13 protein-coding genes are annotated in these 16,808 nt (G+C 70.4%); 9 read left to right on the top strand and 4 right to left on the bottom strand.

Annotated elements, in window-relative coordinates; translation table 11 throughout:
* Positions 1-57: 57 nt before the first annotated feature.
* A complete protein-coding gene (gene eccCa, locus K7B10_RS12655; RefSeq protein ID WP_229336191.1) occupies positions 58-4,023 on the bottom strand; it encodes a type VII secretion protein EccCa in 3,966 nt (1,321 codons plus the stop codon).
* Positions 4,024-4,241: 218 nt separating this feature from the next.
* Between eccCa and eccD the strand changes: the two genes are divergently transcribed.
* The 6 genes from eccD to K7B10_RS12625 all read left to right on the top strand — a co-directional run bounded on the left by eccD (position 4,242) and on the right by K7B10_RS12625 (position 11,441).
* Complete coding sequence (gene eccD, locus K7B10_RS12650; protein WP_229336190.1) at positions 4,242-5,759, top strand: type VII secretion integral membrane protein EccD; 1,518 nt, start codon at positions 4,242-4,244, stop codon at positions 5,757-5,759.
* 173 nt (positions 5,760-5,932) lie between these two features.
* Positions 5,933-6,220, top strand: a complete 288-nt coding sequence (rpsO, locus tag K7B10_RS12645) for a 30S ribosomal protein S15 (protein WP_030859744.1) — start codon at positions 5,933-5,935, stop codon at positions 6,218-6,220.
* 313 nt (positions 6,221-6,533) lie between these two features.
* A complete protein-coding gene (locus tag K7B10_RS12640) occupies positions 6,534-8,756 on the top strand; it encodes a polyribonucleotide nucleotidyltransferase (RefSeq protein WP_229344979.1) in 2,223 nt (740 codons plus the stop codon).
* The gene (locus K7B10_RS12635) at positions 8,753-10,132 is read left to right on the top strand and encodes a M16 family metallopeptidase (RefSeq protein WP_229336189.1); all 1,380 of its coding nucleotides are present in this window, start codon (positions 8,753-8,755) and stop codon (positions 10,130-10,132) included. The genes K7B10_RS12640 and K7B10_RS12635 overlap by 4 nt, the downstream gene beginning before the upstream one ends.
* A gap of 75 nt (positions 10,133-10,207) precedes the next feature.
* Entirely contained in the window at positions 10,208-10,963 is a 756-nt protein-coding gene (dapB, locus tag K7B10_RS12630) for a 4-hydroxy-tetrahydrodipicolinate reductase (RefSeq protein WP_229336188.1), read from the top strand.
* Between the two features lie 19 nt (positions 10,964-10,982).
* Positions 10,983-11,441 carry a hypothetical protein gene (locus K7B10_RS12625; RefSeq protein ID WP_229336187.1) on the top strand — a complete coding sequence of 153 codons (459 nt, stop codon included), beginning with the start codon at positions 10,983-10,985 and terminating at the stop codon, positions 11,439-11,441.
* Between the two features lie 95 nt (positions 11,442-11,536).
* Here K7B10_RS12625 and K7B10_RS12620 read toward each other — a convergent pair whose 3' ends face one another.
* Entirely contained in the window at positions 11,537-12,103 is a 567-nt protein-coding gene (locus K7B10_RS12620; protein WP_229336186.1) for an SCO5741 family PH domain-containing membrane protein, read from the bottom strand.
* A 47-nt stretch (positions 12,104-12,150) separates the two neighbouring features.
* Positions 12,151-12,390, bottom strand: a complete 240-nt coding sequence (locus tag K7B10_RS12615; protein ID WP_229336185.1) for a hypothetical protein — start codon at positions 12,388-12,390, stop codon at positions 12,151-12,153.
* A gap of 247 nt (positions 12,391-12,637) precedes the next feature.
* Between K7B10_RS12615 and thyX the strand changes: the two genes are divergently transcribed.
* The 3 genes from thyX to K7B10_RS12600 all read left to right on the top strand — a co-directional run bounded on the left by thyX (position 12,638) and on the right by K7B10_RS12600 (position 16,334).
* Positions 12,638-13,378: an FAD-dependent thymidylate synthase gene (thyX, locus tag K7B10_RS12610; protein WP_053693203.1), complete on the top strand. Its 741-nt coding sequence runs from the start codon at positions 12,638-12,640 to the stop codon at positions 13,376-13,378.
* A 249-nt stretch (positions 13,379-13,627) separates the two neighbouring features.
* Positions 13,628-14,527 carry a 4-hydroxy-tetrahydrodipicolinate synthase gene (gene dapA / locus K7B10_RS12605; RefSeq protein WP_229336184.1) on the top strand — a complete coding sequence of 300 codons (900 nt, stop codon included), beginning with the start codon at positions 13,628-13,630 and terminating at the stop codon, positions 14,525-14,527.
* A 121-nt stretch (positions 14,528-14,648) separates the two neighbouring features.
* On the top strand, positions 14,649-16,334 hold the full coding sequence (locus K7B10_RS12600) for a ribonuclease J (RefSeq protein ID WP_229336183.1): 1,686 nt from the start codon (positions 14,649-14,651) through the stop codon (positions 16,332-16,334).
* Positions 16,335-16,543: 209 nt separating this feature from the next.
* Here the strand turns inward: K7B10_RS12600 and K7B10_RS12595 are convergent.
* Positions 16,544-16,808, bottom strand: a 265-nt coding sequence (locus tag K7B10_RS12595) for a hypothetical protein (RefSeq protein WP_229336182.1), incomplete at its 5' end; no start/stop codon positions are given.

Raw genomic sequence — 16,808 nt, 5'->3', positions numbered from 1 at the left:
AGCGGGGCCCGGCCGCCGGCCGGGCCCCGCTTTCTCGTCCGTGCCGCTCCTGCGCCCCTACGCGCCGGGCAGGCGGCCCAGCTGGACCAGGGACGTGCCGCGCTTGCGCGAGGAGAAGTACGCGCGGCCCGGGGGCATCGGGCGGGGGCGGACGTTGCCGATCAGGTCCCCCTCGGACGGATCGCCCGACAGGACCACGCCCTGCGCGCCGAGCTCCTTGAAGCGCTGCATGAACGGCTCGTACATCGAGCGCGAGGCGCCCGCCGAGTTGCGCGCGATGATGAAGCGGACCCCCGTGTCGCGGGCGAACGGCAGGTACTCCACCAGCGGGGCCAGCGGATTGCCCTGGCTGGTGGCCACCAGGTCGTAGTCGTCGATGACGATGAACACGTCCGGGCCCGTCCACCAGCTGCGGTCGCGCAGCTGCTGCGGAGTCACGTCGGTCGGCGGCTGCCGCCGGGAGAAGACCCCGCCCAGCGCCTCCATGTGCGTCTGCAGCGAGCTCGCCATCGGCGCGTACTCCAGCAGGTGCTCCTCCGGCAGCGCCCCGAGCAGGCTGCGCCGGTAGTCGCCGACGACCAGACGGGCCTGGTCCGGGGTGTACCGCTCCGCGATCTGCTGGCAGATCAGCCGCAGCAGGTTCGTCTTGCCGGACTCGCTCTCACCGAACACCAGGAAGAACGGGTCGCTCTCGAAGTCGACGAACACCGGCTCCAGGTCCGTCTCGTCGATGCCGATGGCCAGCCCGCGGCCGGGCTGGTCCCCGCCCCGGGGCAGCTGGTCGGCGTGCAGCAGCCGGGGCAGCAGCCGTACGCCGGGGGCCGCGGCCCCCGCCCAGTTCTGCTTCACCGCCGACACGAACGCGGCGGTGGCCTCCGACAGCTCCTCCGGGTCGTGCGCGCCGTCGATCCGCGGCAGCGCGCCCAGGAAGTGCAGCTTCTCCGCGACCTGGCCGCGGCCGGGCATCCCCGTCGGCACGTTCGCCGCGACCTTGCGGTCGAACTCGGAGTCCATGACGTCGCCGAGCCGCAGCTCCAGCCGGTTCAGCATCTGGTCCTTGAGCGCCGCCCGCACCTCCATGTACCGCGCCGCCGTGATCACCACGTGGATGCCGTAGCCCAGACCCCGGGAGGCGATGTCCGTGACCACCGGCTCCAGGCCCTCGTACTCGGTCCGGAAGCCGCCCCAGCCGTCGATGACGAGGAACACGTCGCCCCACGCCTCGCCGGGCAGGTCGCCCGCCGCGCGCCGCCGCCGGTACGTACCGATCGAGTCGATGTTGTTCGAGCGGAAGAACTCCTCACGGCGGTTGAGGATGCCGCCCACCTCCGCGACCGTGCGCCGCACCCGCTCCGGGTCCAGGCGCGAGGCGATCCCGCCCACGTGCGGCAGCTCGGCGATCGACGACATGCTGCCGCCGCCGAAGTCGAGCCCGTAGAACTGCACCTCGCGCGGGGTGTGCGTCAGCGCGAAGGAGGAGATCAGCGTCCTCATCAGCGTCGACTTGCCCGACTGCGGGCCGCCGACCACCATCATGTGGCCCGCCGCACCCGAGAAGTCCCGGTACAGCACCTCGCGCCGCTGCTCGAACGGCTTGTCGATGAGGCCGAGCGGGACGACGAGCCCGCCGGGCCGCGTGTACCCCTCCGCGTGCAGCCCCCGCTCCGCCGAGGGCGCCAGCGCCGGCAGCAGCTGGTCCAGCGGCGGGGCCTGGTCGAGCGGCGGCAGCCACACCTGGTGCGCAGGCACCCCCTGCCCCTCCAGCCGGCCCACGATCACGTCCAGCACCGTGTCCGCGAGCGCGTCGTCCTCCCGCTGCGACTGCGCCGCCAGGTACGCCGGGTCCGGAGCCGCGTACACGACCGGCACCGGCGTCGCCGTGAACAGCGCGGGCCGCCGCTCCACCGGGAACAGCCCGACCGACAGGTCCGGCCCGCCCGAGCGGTAGGTGCCCGAGACGTACGCCGCCTTGAAGCGCGTCATCTCGTCCGTACCGAACTTCAGGTAGCCCGAACCCGGCACCGACGGGAGGTGGTACGCGTCCGGCACGCCGATCGCGGTCCGCGACTCCGCCGCCGAGAAGGTCCGCAGACCGATCCGGTACGACAGGTACGTGTCCAGCCCGCGCAGCTTGCCCTCCTCCAGGCGCTGCGAGGCCAGCAGCAGGTGCACGCCCAGCGAACGGCCGATGCGGCCGATCTGGATGAACATGTCGATGAAGTCGGGCTTCGCGGTCAGCAGCTCGCTGAACTCGTCGATGACCAGTACGAGCGAGGCCAGCGGCTCCAGCGGGGCGCCCGCCGCGCGCGCCTTCTCGTAGTCGTGGATGTTCGCGTAGTTGCCCGCCGAACGCAGCAGCTCCTGGCGGCGCTGCAGCTCACCGCGGATCGAGTCGCCCATGCGGTCCACGAGGGTGAGGTCGTCCGCCAGGTTGGTGATGACCGCGGCCACGTGCGGCATCTGCCCCATGCCCGTGAAGGTCGCACCGCCCTTGAAGTCGGCGAGCACGAAGTTCAGCGTCTCCGAGGTGTGCGTGACCGCCAGGCCCAGCACCAGGGTGCGCAGCAGCTCCGACTTGCCGGAGCCGGTCGCGCCCACGCACAGGCCGTGCGGGCCCATGCCCTCCTGCGCCGCCTCCTTCAGGTCCAGCATGACCGGCGCGCCGTCCTCGCCCACACCGATCGGCACGCGCAGCCGCTCACCGGCCGAACGCGGCCGCCAGGTCCGGGCCACGTCGATCGAAGCCGCGTCGCCCAGGTTCAGGAGGTCCGTGAAGTCCAGGTTGGCCAGCAGCGGTTCGTCGTCGTCCCCGCCGCCCGTGCGCAGCGGCGCGAGCTGCCGCGCGAGCGCTTCCGCCGCCGGCAGCGACAGCGTGTCCGGCACGCCCTCGTACGCGATCCCCGCGCCCGACTCCAGCCGCAGCCGGCCCGGCCGCACCACGACCGACAGCCCGCCGCGCGGCTCGTCCAGCTCGCCCGCGACCACCTCGACGATGGTCACGCCCTGCAGTCCCTCGGCCGCCGCGAACGCCGAGTCCGGCGGCACCAGCCCGCCGCGCGAGTTGGCGTCCAGCACGACGACCAGGTGCGGCTGGTCCAGTACCGGGGACACGTCCCGGCTGAACCGCGGACGCCCCTCCAGCCGGGGCGCCAGCAGCCCCTCCAGCTCGGTCAGGTCATCGCTGAACAGCCGCTTCGTACCGGCACCGTCGACCTGCCCCGGCACCTGCGTGTGCGGCAGCCACTTCGTCCAGTCCCAGGACGGCACCGCCCCGGGCGCGGCCACCACGGCCACCACCAGGTCCTCGGGGGAGTGCAGCGTCGCCAGCTGCGCCACCAGGGCCCGCGCCGCCCCGCGCGCCGACTCCGGCTCACCGGACACCGTCACGTGGTAGAACGCCCGCAGCGACACCGCCACCGGCAGCCCGTCCAGCGAGGAGTGGACCTTCAGGAAGCGCTGCATCGCGCCCGCCGTCAGCGGCTCCAGCTCGTCCACCGGCGCCGTGTCCGGCGCCACCAGCGGAGTCGCCAGACGCTGCGCGCCCAGCCCGAGCCGGGCCTGCCCGAAGTCCTCGTCACCGACGCGCCGCTCCCACAGCCGCGAGCCCTCGGCCACCACCGACCACAACTGCTCGGGGGCCGGGTGCAGATACAGCTGCGCGTCGCGCTGCGCCCGAGCGGTCCTGCGGACCTGACGGCGGGTCTGCGCGAGGTATTTCAGGTAGTCCCGCCGGACATCGGCCATTTGCCCCTGCGTACCACGCCGGTGGCGCACCAGCTGGGCCAGGACCATGCCCACCGTGGACACCAGCATCAGCACACCCATGATGCGCATGAAGGGCGCCGCACCCGGCATGAAGAAGAAGACGACCGACGAGCCCATGCCGAGCATCGGCAGGAGCTGCATCAGCATGCCCTCCTGCTGCCCGCGGGGAAGCTCCGGCGGAGCCTCCAGTCTCAGCTCGTCCGAAGGGACTTCGGGCGGCAGGGACCGCGGCGGGCGTTTGACGACGATCTGACTCACCGGAGCATCAATCCCTCGAAAACGGACGGGACGTCGCTACCGGCGCCCCCAAGTCCCGGGCGCGAAGGGGGTCTCCCCTGCGCGACGGTGATCCTACTTGCCGACAGTCACTCATACGCCCGGTAGGGTGGCCCGCGCAGCATGCGCATCCGCGAATCCACGGCGAATCCACGGCAGAGGTGCATGCACCCGCTTCGCCAACCAGGGGGGTCACACAGGTGAGTACGGCCGCAACGACGGGCTTCTGCAGGGTCACCGTCGTGGCTCCCGACAGCCGCATCGACGTCGCCCTCCCCGAGGACATCGCCGTCGCCGACGTCTACCCCGAACTGCTGCGCCTCACCGGCCAGACCCAGCCCGTCGGCGCCCCCACCGGCTTCCACCTGGTCCGCCGCGACGGCACCGTCCTCGACGGCGCCCGCACCCTCGCCGCCCAGCAGGTCCTCGACGGCGAGGTGCTGAGCCTGCGCCCGTTCGCCGACTCGCTGCCGCCCGCCGTCTTCGACGACGTCTCCGACGCCGTCGCCTCCGCCGTCGTCCGCGACCGCCACCGCTGGAGCGACGACATGCTCCGCGGCGCGGGCCTGATCGGCGCCGCCCTGCTGCTCGTCCTGCTCGGCTTCGTCCTCTGGTACGCCGACCCGGTCCGCCACGACATGCACGGCCTGCCCGGCATCATCGCCGGCGCCGCGGGCGTGCTCCTGACCGCCGCCTCCGGCGTGCGCGCCCGGGTCTACCGCGACCGCGGCTCCGCCGTCGCCCTCGGCCTCGGCGCCCTCCCGCTCCTGCTGATCGCCGGCTCCGGCATCGTCGCCGCCGGCGCGGGCGAGGGGCCGGGCCGGCTCCAGTTCCTGCTCGGCTGCGTCTGCGTGCTCGTCGCCGCCGTCGCCCTGGTCGCGCTCACCCCGAACGGGGACGCCCCCTTCGTCGCGGCCACCTTCCTCGCCGCCACCGGCACCCTGGCCACCTTCGTCGCCATCGTCACCGAGGCCTCCGCCACCGCGACCGCAGCCGTCTGCGCCCCCGTTGCCATCGGCCTCGTCGCCTTCCTGCCCGGCCTCTCGGCCCGCTTCGCCCGGCTGCCCATCGGCTACGCCGCCCCGCAGAGCGCCACCGACGACTACGTCGACTACGCGGGGACCCCCGACCGCTACGAGAGCGAGCCGTACTCCGACTCCGCCGCCGCCGAGCAGCACGACCCGGGCGCCCCGCTCGACGCCGAGGCCATCGCCGCCCAGGCCCGCCGCGGCCACGAGATGCTGCTCGGCCTGGTCGGCGGCTGCGCCGCGGTCGCCGTCGGCTCCGCCGCCGTGCTCGGCTTCTCCGACAACACCTGGGGCCGGCTCCTGGCCCTGACCACCGGACTGGCCATGCTGCTGCGCGCCCGGCTCTTCCGGTACACCTCCCAGGTCGTGTGCACCCTGGCCGCCGGCCTGGCCGCCATCGCCCTGCTGATCCTGGGCCTGGCCCTGCACCCGCCGGCCGACCTGGTCCGCGAGCTCGTCCAGTACCACGACCGCGGCGGCCTGGACCTCCGTACGATCTGGCTCTCCGCGGCCGTCGCCGCCGGCGCGGCCCTCCTCGCGGGAATTGCGCTTGTCATCCCGAGCAAGGGCCTGTCACCCTTCTGGGGACGGCTGCTCGACCTCACCGAGGCGGCAGTACTGCTCAGCCTCGTCCCGCTGGCCCTCGCCGTGCTGGACGTGTACGCCCGGGCCCGCTCTCTCACCAGCTGAGACGGGGGCCGTGCGGCAGCCTGGTACGCTGTGTGACGGCCGTTTGTGTACGCGCCCCCGGAAATCCTCTGGAGGCTGCGCTCAGCGGACCCCGCCTCCCGAGTTACGGAAGATCCCCAGAGAATTCGACCTGGGGCACTCGGTGGCTACGAAGACCTATACGAGGAGTACGCGTGTCGCTCGACGCCGCTACGAAGAAGCAGATCATCGCCGAGTTTGGTGCCAAGGAGGGCGACACCGGCTCCCCCGAGGTCCAGGTCGCGATGCTCTCCAAGCGCATCTCGGACCTGACCGAGCACCTCAAGACCCACAAGCACGACCACCACTCCCGTCGTGGTCTGCTGATCCTGGTCGGCCAGCGTCGCCGCCTGCTGCAGTACCTGGCCAAGAAGGACATCCAGCGCTTCCGCGCGCTGGTCGAGCGCCTCGGCATCCGCCGCGGTGCGGCCGGCGTCAAGTAAGGACGCTGTGAAGGGAGCGGTTCCCACACTGAGGGGGCCGCTCCCTTTGCTGTACGTGCTGACGCTCTACGTGCGGGACGTACCGGACGCTTTGTAGTCTGGACGCACGTGCACGGCGAACCACGTGCACAACTGAAGAGGAGGAGCGCCCTCCCAGGCCGCCGGTCCTCGGTAGTGGTACCCGGAATGCCCCCGAGGGCACCGAACCGGGTACTTCGATCGAAGACCGGCCCGCACGCAAGGAGCGCTTCTCCGCAACCGTCCGCAGCCACACGGGCAGCGGACGGAGACGACGAAAATGGAGAAAACGCTAGTGGAGAACGAGACCCACTACGCCGAGGCCGTCATTGACAACGGTTCCTTCGGCACCCGCACCATCCGCTTCGAGACGGGCCGTCTGGCCCGCCAGGCCGCCGGCTCCGCCGTTGCCTACCTGGACGACGACACGATGGTGCTTTCCGCCACCACCGCGTCGAAGAAGCCCAAGGACCAGCTCGACTTCTTCCCCCTGACGGTGGACGTCGAGGAGCGCCAGTACGCGGCCGGCAAGATCCCCGGCTCCTTCTTCCGCCGCGAGGGCCGCCCCTCCGAGGACGCGATCCTCACCTGCCGCCTGATCGACCGCCCGCTGCGCCCGTCCTTCAAGAAGGGCCTGCGCAACGAGATCCAGGTCGTCGCCACCGTCATGGCGCTCAACCCGGACCACCTGTACGACGTCATCGCGATCAACGCCGCGTCCGCGTCCACGCAGCTGGCCGGCCTGCCCTTCTCCGGCCCGATCGGCGGCGTCCGCGTCGCGCTGATCCGCGGCCAGTGGGTGGCCTTCCCGACGCACACCGAGCTCGAGGACGCCGTCTTCGACATGGTCGTCGCGGGCCGCGTCCTGGAGGACGGCGACGTCGCGATCATGATGGTCGAGGCCGAGGCCACCGAGAAGACCATCGCCCTCGTCAAGGGCGGCGCCGAGGCGCCGACCGAGGAGATCGTGGCCGCCGGCCTCGACGCCTCGAAGCCCTTCATCAAGGCCCTCTGCAAGGCCCAGGCGGACCTGGCGGCCAAGGCCGCCAAGCCCGAGGGCGAGTTCCCGGTCTTCCTGGACTACCAGGACGACGTGTACGAGGCCCTCGCGGCCGCCGTCAAGGGCGACCTCGCCCAGGCGCTGACCATCGCGGGCAAGCAGGACCGCGAGGCCGAGCTCGACCGCGTCAAGGACATCGCCGCCGAGAAGCTCCTCCCGGCCTTCGAGGGCCGCGAGAAGGAGATCTCCGCCGCCTACCGCAGCCTGACCAAGGCCCTGGTGCGCGAGCGCGTCATCAAGGACAAGGTCCGCATCGACGGCCGCGGGATCACGGACATCCGTACCCTCGCCGCCGAGGTCGAGGCCATCCCGCGCGTGCACGGCTCGGCGCTGTTCGAGCGTGGCGAGACCCAGATCCTGGGCGTCACCACCCTCAACATGCTCCGCATGGAGCAGCAGCTGGACACCCTTTCCCCGGTGACCCGCAAGCGCTACATGCACAACTACAACTTCCCGCCGTACTCCGTCGGTGAGACCGGCCGCGTGGGCTCGCCCAAGCGCCGCGAGATCGGCCACGGCGCGCTCGCCGAGCGCGCGATCGTGCCGGTGCTGCCGACCCGCGAGGAGTTCCCGTACGCGATCCGCCAGGTGTCCGAGGCCCTCGGCTCCAACGGTTCGACGTCCATGGGCTCGGTCTGCGCCTCCACCATGTCGCTGCTGAACGCCGGTGTGCCGCTCAAGGCCCCCGTCGCCGGCATCGCCATGGGCCTGATCTCCCAGGAGATCGACGGCAAGACGCACTACGTCGCCCTCACCGACATCCTCGGTGCGGAGGACGCCTTCGGCGACATGGACTTCAAGGTCGCCGGCACCAAGGAGTTCGTCACCGCGCTCCAGCTGGACACCAAGCTCGACGGCATCCCGGCCTCGGTCCTGGCCGCCGCCCTCAAGCAGGCCCGCGACGCCCGTCTCCACATCCTCGACGTGATGATGGAAGCGATCGACACGCCGGACGCCATGTCCCCGTTCGCCCCGCGGATCATCACGGTCAAGATCCCCGTGGACAAGATCGGTGAGGTCATCGGCCCCAAGGGCAAGATGATCAACCAGATCCAGGAGGACACCGGCGCCGAGATCACGATCGAGGACGACGGCACCATCTACATCGGTGCCTCCGACGGCCCGGCCGCCGAGGCCGCCCGTGCCACGATCAACTCGATCGCCAACCCGACCATGCCGGAGGTCGGCGAGCGCTACCTGGGTACGGTCGTCAAGACCACCACCTTCGGTGCCTTCGTCTCCCTCATGCCGGGCAAGGACGGCCTGCTGCACATCTCGCAGATCCGCAAGCTCGCCGGTGGCAAGCGCGTGGAGAACGTCGAGGACGTGCTCGCGGTCGGCACCAAGGTCCAGGTCGAGATCGCCGAGATCGACCAGCGCGGCAAGCTCTCGCTGGTCCCCGTGATCGACGGCGAGACCGCCGGCGACGATGCTGACAAGGACGACTCCGACAAGTGACGTCGCGTAGTTCCCGTGTGACGGCCCGCCCCTCTTCGGAGGGGCGGGCCGTCGCCCGTACCCAAACCCTCCTCAAGGGCGAGAACGGCATCGGCACCGTCCGGCGCACGGTCCTCCCCGGCGGACTGCGCGTCGTCACCGAGACACTGCCCTCGGTCCGCTCCGCCACCTTCGGCATCTGGGCGCACGTGGGCTCCCGGGACGAGACGCCCACGCTCAACGGCGCCACGCACTACCTGGAGCACCTCCTCTTCAAGGGCACGCACAAGCGCAGCGCCCTCGACATCTCCTCCGCGATCGATGCGGTCGGCGGCGAGATGAACGCCTTCACGGCGAAGGAGTACACCTGCTACTACGCGCGGGTGCTCGACACCGACCTGCCGCTGGCGATCGACGTCGTCTGCGACATGCTCACCGGCTCGCTGATCCGGGAGGAGGACGTCGACGCCGAGCGCGGCGTCATCCTCGAAGAGATCGCGATGACCGAGGACGACCCGGGCGACATGGTCCACGACCTGTTCGCGCAGACCATGTACGGGGACACCCCGCTGGGCCGCCCCGTCCTCGGCACCGTCGACACGATCAACGCCCTGGGCGCCGACCGGATCCGCCGCTTCTACAAGAAGCACTACGACCCCCGGCACCTGGTGGTGGCCGCGGCCGGCAACGTCGACCACAACAAGGTCGTACGCCAGGTCCGCGCGGCCTTCGAGAAGGCGGGCGCCCTCGGGCACACCGACGCCGAGCCCATCGGCCCGCGCGGCGGCACCAAGCGCATCCGCACCGCCGGCCGGGTCGAGCTGGTCAACCGCAAGACCGAGCAGGCCCACGTGGTCCTCGGCATGCCCGGCCTGGCCCGTACCGACGAGCGCCGCTGGGCGCTCGGCGTGCTGAACACGGCCCTCGGCGGAGGCATGTCCTCCCGCCTCTTCCAGGAGGTCCGGGAGAAGCGCGGCCTGGCCTACAGCGTGTACTCGTACACCTCGGGCTTCGCCGACACCGGTCTCTTCGGCGTGTACGCGGGCTGCCGCCCGAACCAGGTCCACGACGTGCTGCGGATCTGCCGCGACGAGCTCGACAAGGTCGTCTCCGAGGGACTCGCCGACGAGGAGATCAAGCGGGCCATCGGCCAGCTGTCCGGCTCCACCGTCCTCGGCCTGGAGGACACCGGCGCGATCATGAACCGCATCGGCAAGAGCGAGCTCTGCTGGGGCGACCAGATGTCCGTCGACGACATGCTGGCCGAGATCGCGTCCGTCACCCCGGACGACGTCCGCGCGGTCGCCGCCGACGTACTGGCCCAGCGGCCGTCGCTCGCGGTGGTCGGCCCGTTGAAGGAGAAGCAGGCCGCCCGCCTCGACGAAGCGGTCGCCTGAGACGCTGACACCCCGAGGCCGGGCACCGGCCGCCGCCGGCCGGTGCCCGGCCCGTACGACAGGAAGCGAAGAAGCATGAGCAGCAAGCTGCGGGTAGCGGTCCTCGGCGCCCAGGGCCGCATCGGCTCCGAAGCGGTCAAGGCCGTCGAGGCCGCCGAGGACATGGAGCTGGTGGCCGCCCTCGGCCGCGGCGACGAACTGGAGACGGTGGCCGAGGCCGGCGCGCAGGTCGCGGTCGAGCTGACCACCCCCGACTCGGTCATGGGGAACCTCGACTTCCTCATCGGCCACGGCATCCACGCGGTCGTCGGCACCACCGGCTGGAACGAGGAGCGCCTCGGCCGGCTGGACACCTGGCTGGCCGGCTCCCCGCAGACCGGTGTGCTCATCGCCCCGAACTTCTCCATCGGTGCCGTCCTCACCATGAAGTTCGCCGCCCAGGCCGCCCGCTACTTCGAGTCCGTCGAGGTCGTCGAGCTCCACCACCCCAACAAGGTCGACGCCCCCTCCGGCACCGCGACCCGTACGGCGCAGCTCATCGCGGCCGCCCGCGCCGAGGCCGGCTGCGCCCCGCAGCCCGACGCCACCGCCACCGCCCTGGACGGCGCGCGCGGCGCGAACGTCGACGGGGTCCCGGTGCACGCGATCCGCCTGCGCGGCCTGCTGGCCCACCAGGAGGTGCTCCTCGGCGGCGAGGGCGAGACCCTGACCATCCGTCACGACTCCCTGCACCACAGCAGCTTCATGCCGGGCATCCTGCTCGGCGCGCGGCGCGTCGTGCAGCACCCGGGCCTCACGTTCGGCCTGGAAAACTTCCTCGACCTCGGCTGATGAGCAGGCAGTAGTACCCATGCGCGCGAAGATCACTTACTTCCTCACGGCCGCCGTCCTGGTCGTCTACTTCGTCCTGGCCGGCAGCCGGGGGGTCCTGCTGATCCGGCAGGGCACCCCGCTGACCGTGGTCTTCGGCGCCGCGGTGCTGATCCTGCCGGTCATCGGCGTCTGGTTCCTCTGGAAGAACACGCAGTTCGTGACCAGGGCCAACCAGCTCGCGACCGAGCTGGAGGCCGAGGGCGGGCTGCCCGTCGACGAGCTGGAGCGGGACCAGTACGGCCGGATCCTGCGCGACTCCGCCGACGAGGTCTTCGCACGCCGCAAGGCCGAGACGGAGGACGCGCCGGGGGACTGGCGCAGCTGGTTCCGCCTCGCCGTGGCCTACCACGACGCCCGCGACACCCCGCGGGCCCGCAAGGCCATGCAGCGGGCCATCGCCCTGCACGGCGGAGCGCGCCGGCAGGCCGCCCGGTAGTCCCGCCGGGCCCGCGAGCCCCGTGGAACCCGGAAGCCCGTACGGCCCGCCTCGGCGGATCCCGTACGGGCTTCCAGGGCTCTGCGGGGTCCGCCTCAGGCGGGCACGGCCCGGTACTCCTCGGCCCAGGCCTCGACCATGTCGGCGGCCCGGTCGAACGCCTCGGTCCGCGACAGGAAATCGGCGTTGTGGTCGGTCAGCAGCACCGGCAGCTCCGCACCGCCGCGCCCGGCCGCCGTCAGGGCCTGGCCCTGGACGGTCCGCGGCAGCCCCAGCCAGCGCACCGGCTGCTGGACCGTACGGACCTCGGTGATCTCGTTCCAGGCGATCGAACGGGTCCGGAAGAAGGACACCCGGCGCAGCCCGGCGGGGCTCACCCAGACGCCCGACATGAGCATCCGCAGCGCGGACCCGATCACGCAGAGCGCGGCGGCCAGGCAGACGAGTGCTCCGGCCCAGGTGCCGGCGAACGCGATGATCATCGTGGAGAGCAGCATGAACGCGGCCAGCAGGAGCAGCAGCGCGGCGCCGGCCACCCGCCAGGGCCCCGGCCGGTACGGCCGGCGCCAGCGGTCGGGGTCCTCGTGGGCCAGTACGTCCTCGCCGGCACTGTCTTCGTGCGCGTCGAACGCGCGGTCGGCCGTCAAGAAGGGCAGGGGCACGGCTGTACCTCACTCACATGCACGTTCGGTTGGGCTTGACCGTGAGGCTACCGCCCCTCGGAGGCCTCCGACTGCTGCGACTTGGCGGGTGCCTGGTGGGGCTGCAGTGCCGGAATGCCGAAGAGCAGGGAGCCGACGAGCCCGGCCACCACGGTCAGCCCGACCAGACTACGGGCGGCCATCTGGGCCGTGCCCAGACGCTCGCGCGGCGGCGGAGTGACGTTGCTGCGGAAGCGGTCGGCCTCGGCGACGAAGGCGAACGGAACGGGCTCGCTCCGGCGAAACATAGAGCGACTCTCCTCACGGTCGGGGCCCGGGGGCGGCGATGACAGGTGCGTGTGGCGTGTACTGGGAAAGACGTACGAACCGCCCAATCGGTGCCCGAATTCGGGACATTAACCAAATTTTATGGCTGGGCGTCAGCCGAAAGGGTGACCGTGGCGCCTTCCGGGCCGGACGGAGAGCTGTGCGCCCCGCCTCGGGCCGCGCCGTAGAGTGGGCGCGCCCCAAGAGAGTCGTTCGGAAGGACCCCCGGTGAGCGAGACCGCCGCTTCAGACCTGAAACCCAGCTTCCGCAGTGATGTGACGGTGGAGCTGGTGAAGCACTCCGCCGCCGACTCCGACGTGCTGTGGGCCGCCCGTGTCTCCACGGCCGGCGAGCAGTCGCTCGAGGAGCTCCAGAAGGACCCGGAGCGCTCCAAGGGCCTCATCAACTACCTGATGCGCGACCGGCACGGCAGCCCGTTCGAGCACAACTCGATGACCTTCTTCATCAGCGCCCCGATCTTCGTGTTCCGGGAGTTCATGCGGCACCGCGTCGGCTGGTCGTACAACGAGGAATCGGGCCGCTACAGGGAGCTCGAGCCGGTCTTCTACGTTCCCGACGCCGAGCGCAAGCTCGTCCAGCAGGGCCGTCCGGGCAAGTACGTCTTCGTCGAGGGCACCGCGGCCCAGCAGGAACTGACGGGCCGGGTCATGGAGGACTCGTACCGGCAGGCCTACGAGGCCTACCAGGAGATGCTGGCGGCGGGCGTGGCCCGGGAGGTTGCCCGTTCGGTCCTGCCGGTCGGACTTTTCTCCTCGATGTACGCCACCTGCAACGCGCGCTCCCTCATGCACTTCCTCGGCCTGCGCACGCAGCACGAGCTCGCGACCACCCCGTCCTTCCCGCAGCGGGAGATCGAGATGGTCGGCGAGAAGATGGAGCGGCACTGGGCCTCGCTCATGCCGCTCACGTACGCCGCGTACAACGCCAACGGACGGGTCGCCCCGTAAGGGTCGGTACGGCCCGATGGGGACGGATGAGCCCGTGACGTACAGATGTACGGAGTCAAGTCCGAAGTGTCCGTATTGCCACGTTTCGTAAAGTTCATCTAGGCTGATCAAACGGACCCGGCACTGCTTGAACCCCCGAGCAGGCAGTGCCGGGATCCAACAACCCTCCCGGGCGCGTGCCGGGAGCCACACCCTCTTGACGTCCCCCGAGGGGACAACGCGAGCATGGCAGCGAGTAGCGTGTTACCCATGGCTCCGATCTCGACTCCGCAGACCCCCTTCGGGCGGGTCCTCACCGCCATGATCACGCCGTTCACGGCGGATGGCGCACTCGACCTCGACGGCGCGCAGCGGCTCGCCGTCCACCTGGTGGACGCAGGCAACGACGGCCTGATCATCAACGGGACCACCGGTGAGTCCCCGACCACCACCGACGCGGAGAAAAACGACCTCGTACGAGCCGTCCTCGAAGCGGTCGGCGACCGGGCCCACGTCGTCGCCGGCATCGGCACCAACGACACCCGCCACACCCTGGAGCTCGCCCGCCAGGCCGAGCGCACCGGCGCCCACGGCCTGCTCGCGGTCACCCCGTACTACAGCAAGCCGCCGCAGGAGGGCCTCTTCCGGCACTTCACGGCGATCGCGGACGCCACCGAGCTCCCGGTGATGCTGTACGACATCCCCGGCCGCAGCGGAGTCCCGATCAACACCGAAACCCTGGTGAGGCTCGCCGAGCACCCCCGTATCGTGGCCAACAAGGACGCCAAGGGAGACCTCGGCCGCGCCAGCTGGGCCATCGCCCAGAGCGGACTCGCCTGGTACTCCGGCGACGACATGCTGAACCTGCCGCTGCTGTCCGTCGGCGCCGTGGGCTTCGTCTCCGTGGTCGGCCACGTGGTCAGCCCCGAGCTCCGCGCGATGCTCGAGGCCCACCTGGGCGGCGACGTCCAGAAGGCCACCGAGATCCACCAGAAGCTGCTGCCCGTCTTCACCGGCATGTTCCGCACGCAGGGTGTGATCACCACCAAGGGCGCGCTGAACCTGCAGGGCCTGCCCGCGGGCCCGCTCCGCCTCCCGCTGGTCGACCTGACGGCCGAAGAGACGGCCCAGCTCAAGATCGATCTTGCCGCCGGCGGGGTACAGCTCTGACATCAGACTTCACAACTGAATAAGACAAGACGAACACAACAGACGAATGCAAGTGCACGAATGACATGCGCGCCGCGTGCCTTACGACGAGGTACGTGGCGTGTGTGGTGAGGAGATACTTTTGAGCCATCCGCACCCTGAACTCGGTCCGCCGCCGAAGCTCCCCAAGGGCGGCCTCCGGGTCACCCCCCTGGGCGGTCTCGGCGAGATCGGCCGCAACATGACCGTCTTCGAGTTCGACGGCCGCCTGCTGATCGTCGACTGCGGCGTTCTCTTCCCCGAGGAGGAGCAGCCGGGCATCGACCTGATCCTGCCGGACTTCTCGTCCATCCGGGACCGGCTCGACGACGTCGAGGGCATCGTCCTCACGCACGGCCACGAGGACCACATCGGCGCCGTCCCGTACCTCCTCCGGGAGAAGCCGGACATCCCGCTGATCGGCTCCAAGCTGACGCTTGCCCTCATCGAGGCCAAGCTCCAGGAGCACCGCATCCGCCCCTACACCCTCGAGGTGAAGGAAGGCGAGCGCGAGAACCTGGGCCCCTTCGACTGCGAGTTCATCGCGGTCAACCACTCCATCCCGGACGCCCTGGCCGTCGCCATCCGCACCGGTGCGGGCATGGTCGTGTGCACCGGCGACTTCAAGATGGACCAGCTCCCGCTGGACAACCGTCTGACCGACCTCCACGCCTTCGCGCGTCTGAGCGAGGAGGGCATCGACCTCCTCCTCTCCGACTCGACGAACGCCGAGGTCCCGGGCTTCGTCCCGCCGGAGCGCGACATCTCGAACGCCATCCGCGGCGTCTTCGCGAGCGCGCAGAAGCGGATCATCGTGGCCTCCTTCGCGAGCCACGTCCACCGCATCCAGCAGATCCTGGACGCCGCCCACGAGTACGGCCGCCGGGTCGCGTTCGTCGGCCGCTCCATGGTCCGCAACATGGGCATCGCCCGTGACCTGGGCTACCTGCGCGTCCCGGCCGGCCTCGTCGTCGACGTCAAGACCCTCGACGACCTGCCGGACGACGAGGTCGTGCTGGTGTGCACGGGCTCCCAGGGCGAGCCGATGGCGGCCCTGTCCCGCATGGCCAACCGCGACCACCAGATCCGGATCGTCCCCGGCGACACGGTGATCCTCGCGTCGTCGCTGATCCCGGGCAACGAGAACGCGGTCTACCGCGTGATCAACGGCCTGACCCGCTGGGGCGCCAACGTCGTGCACAAGGGCAACGCAAAGGTGCACGTCTCCGGCCACGCCTCCGCCGGCGAGCTGCTGTACTTCTACAACATCTGCAAGCCGCGGAACCTCATGCCGGTCCACGGCGAGTGGCGCCACCTGCGCGCCAACGCCGAGCTCGGCGCCATGACGGGCGTTCCGAAGGACCGCATCGTCATCGCCGAGGACGGCGTGGTCGTCGACCTGATCGACGGCAAGGCCCGGATCTCCGGCAAGGTCCAGGCCGGGTACGTGTACGTGGACGGCCTCTCGGTCGGCGACGTCACGGAGGCCTCGCTCAAGGACCGCCGGATCCTCGGCGACGAGGGCATCATCTCGGTCTACGTGGTCGTGGACAGCAGCACGGGCAAGGTCGTCAGCGGCCCGAACATCCAGGCCCGCGGCTCCGGCATCGAGGACTCGGCCTTCGGGTCCGTCATGGTGAAGATCGAGGAAGCCATCGCCCGCGCAGCCGCCGACGGCGTCGCGGAACCGCACCAGATCCAGCAGCTCATCCGCCGGACCATGGGCAAGTGGGTCTCGGACGGCTACCGCCGCCGCCCGATGATCCTCCCGGTCGTCGTCGAGGTCTGAGCCTCGCCGTAGCGCCGTCACCGGAGCGGGGCAACCGGATTTGCATCCGGGGCCCCGCTCCAGTACGTTTACGTCTCCACCTCGCACAACACCCGGGCACACACGTGTGCCCGTACGTGCCATGTGCGAGCGGGTGGGATTTGAGACCAGGGAGACCTGATAAAGTCTGATCCACCCGAAAGGGAAAGGCCCTCCAACGGCCACCGAATTCAATTCCACTCCGGAAACGGAGGGGAAAAGATCTGGTAAGGTTGGAACCGCCGGAAAGGGAAAACGCGAAAGCGAAGAACCTGGAAAGCGAGCGGAACTGACTCTGATAGAGTCGGAAACGCAAGAATGAAGAACGAAAGCCCGGAGGAAAGCCCCAGCAAGTGTTGCTGAGGGTGAGTACAAAGGAAGCGTCCGTTCCTTGAGAACTCAACAGCGTGCCAAAAATCAACGCCAGAAGTTGATACCCCGTCCACTTCGGTGGAT

This window comes from Streptomyces flavotricini (assembly GCF_020639365.1).
GTDB lineage: Bacteria > Actinomycetota > Actinomycetes > Streptomycetales > Streptomycetaceae > Streptomyces > Streptomyces flavotricini.
This window is presented reverse-complemented; position numbering and strand designations above follow the sequence as displayed.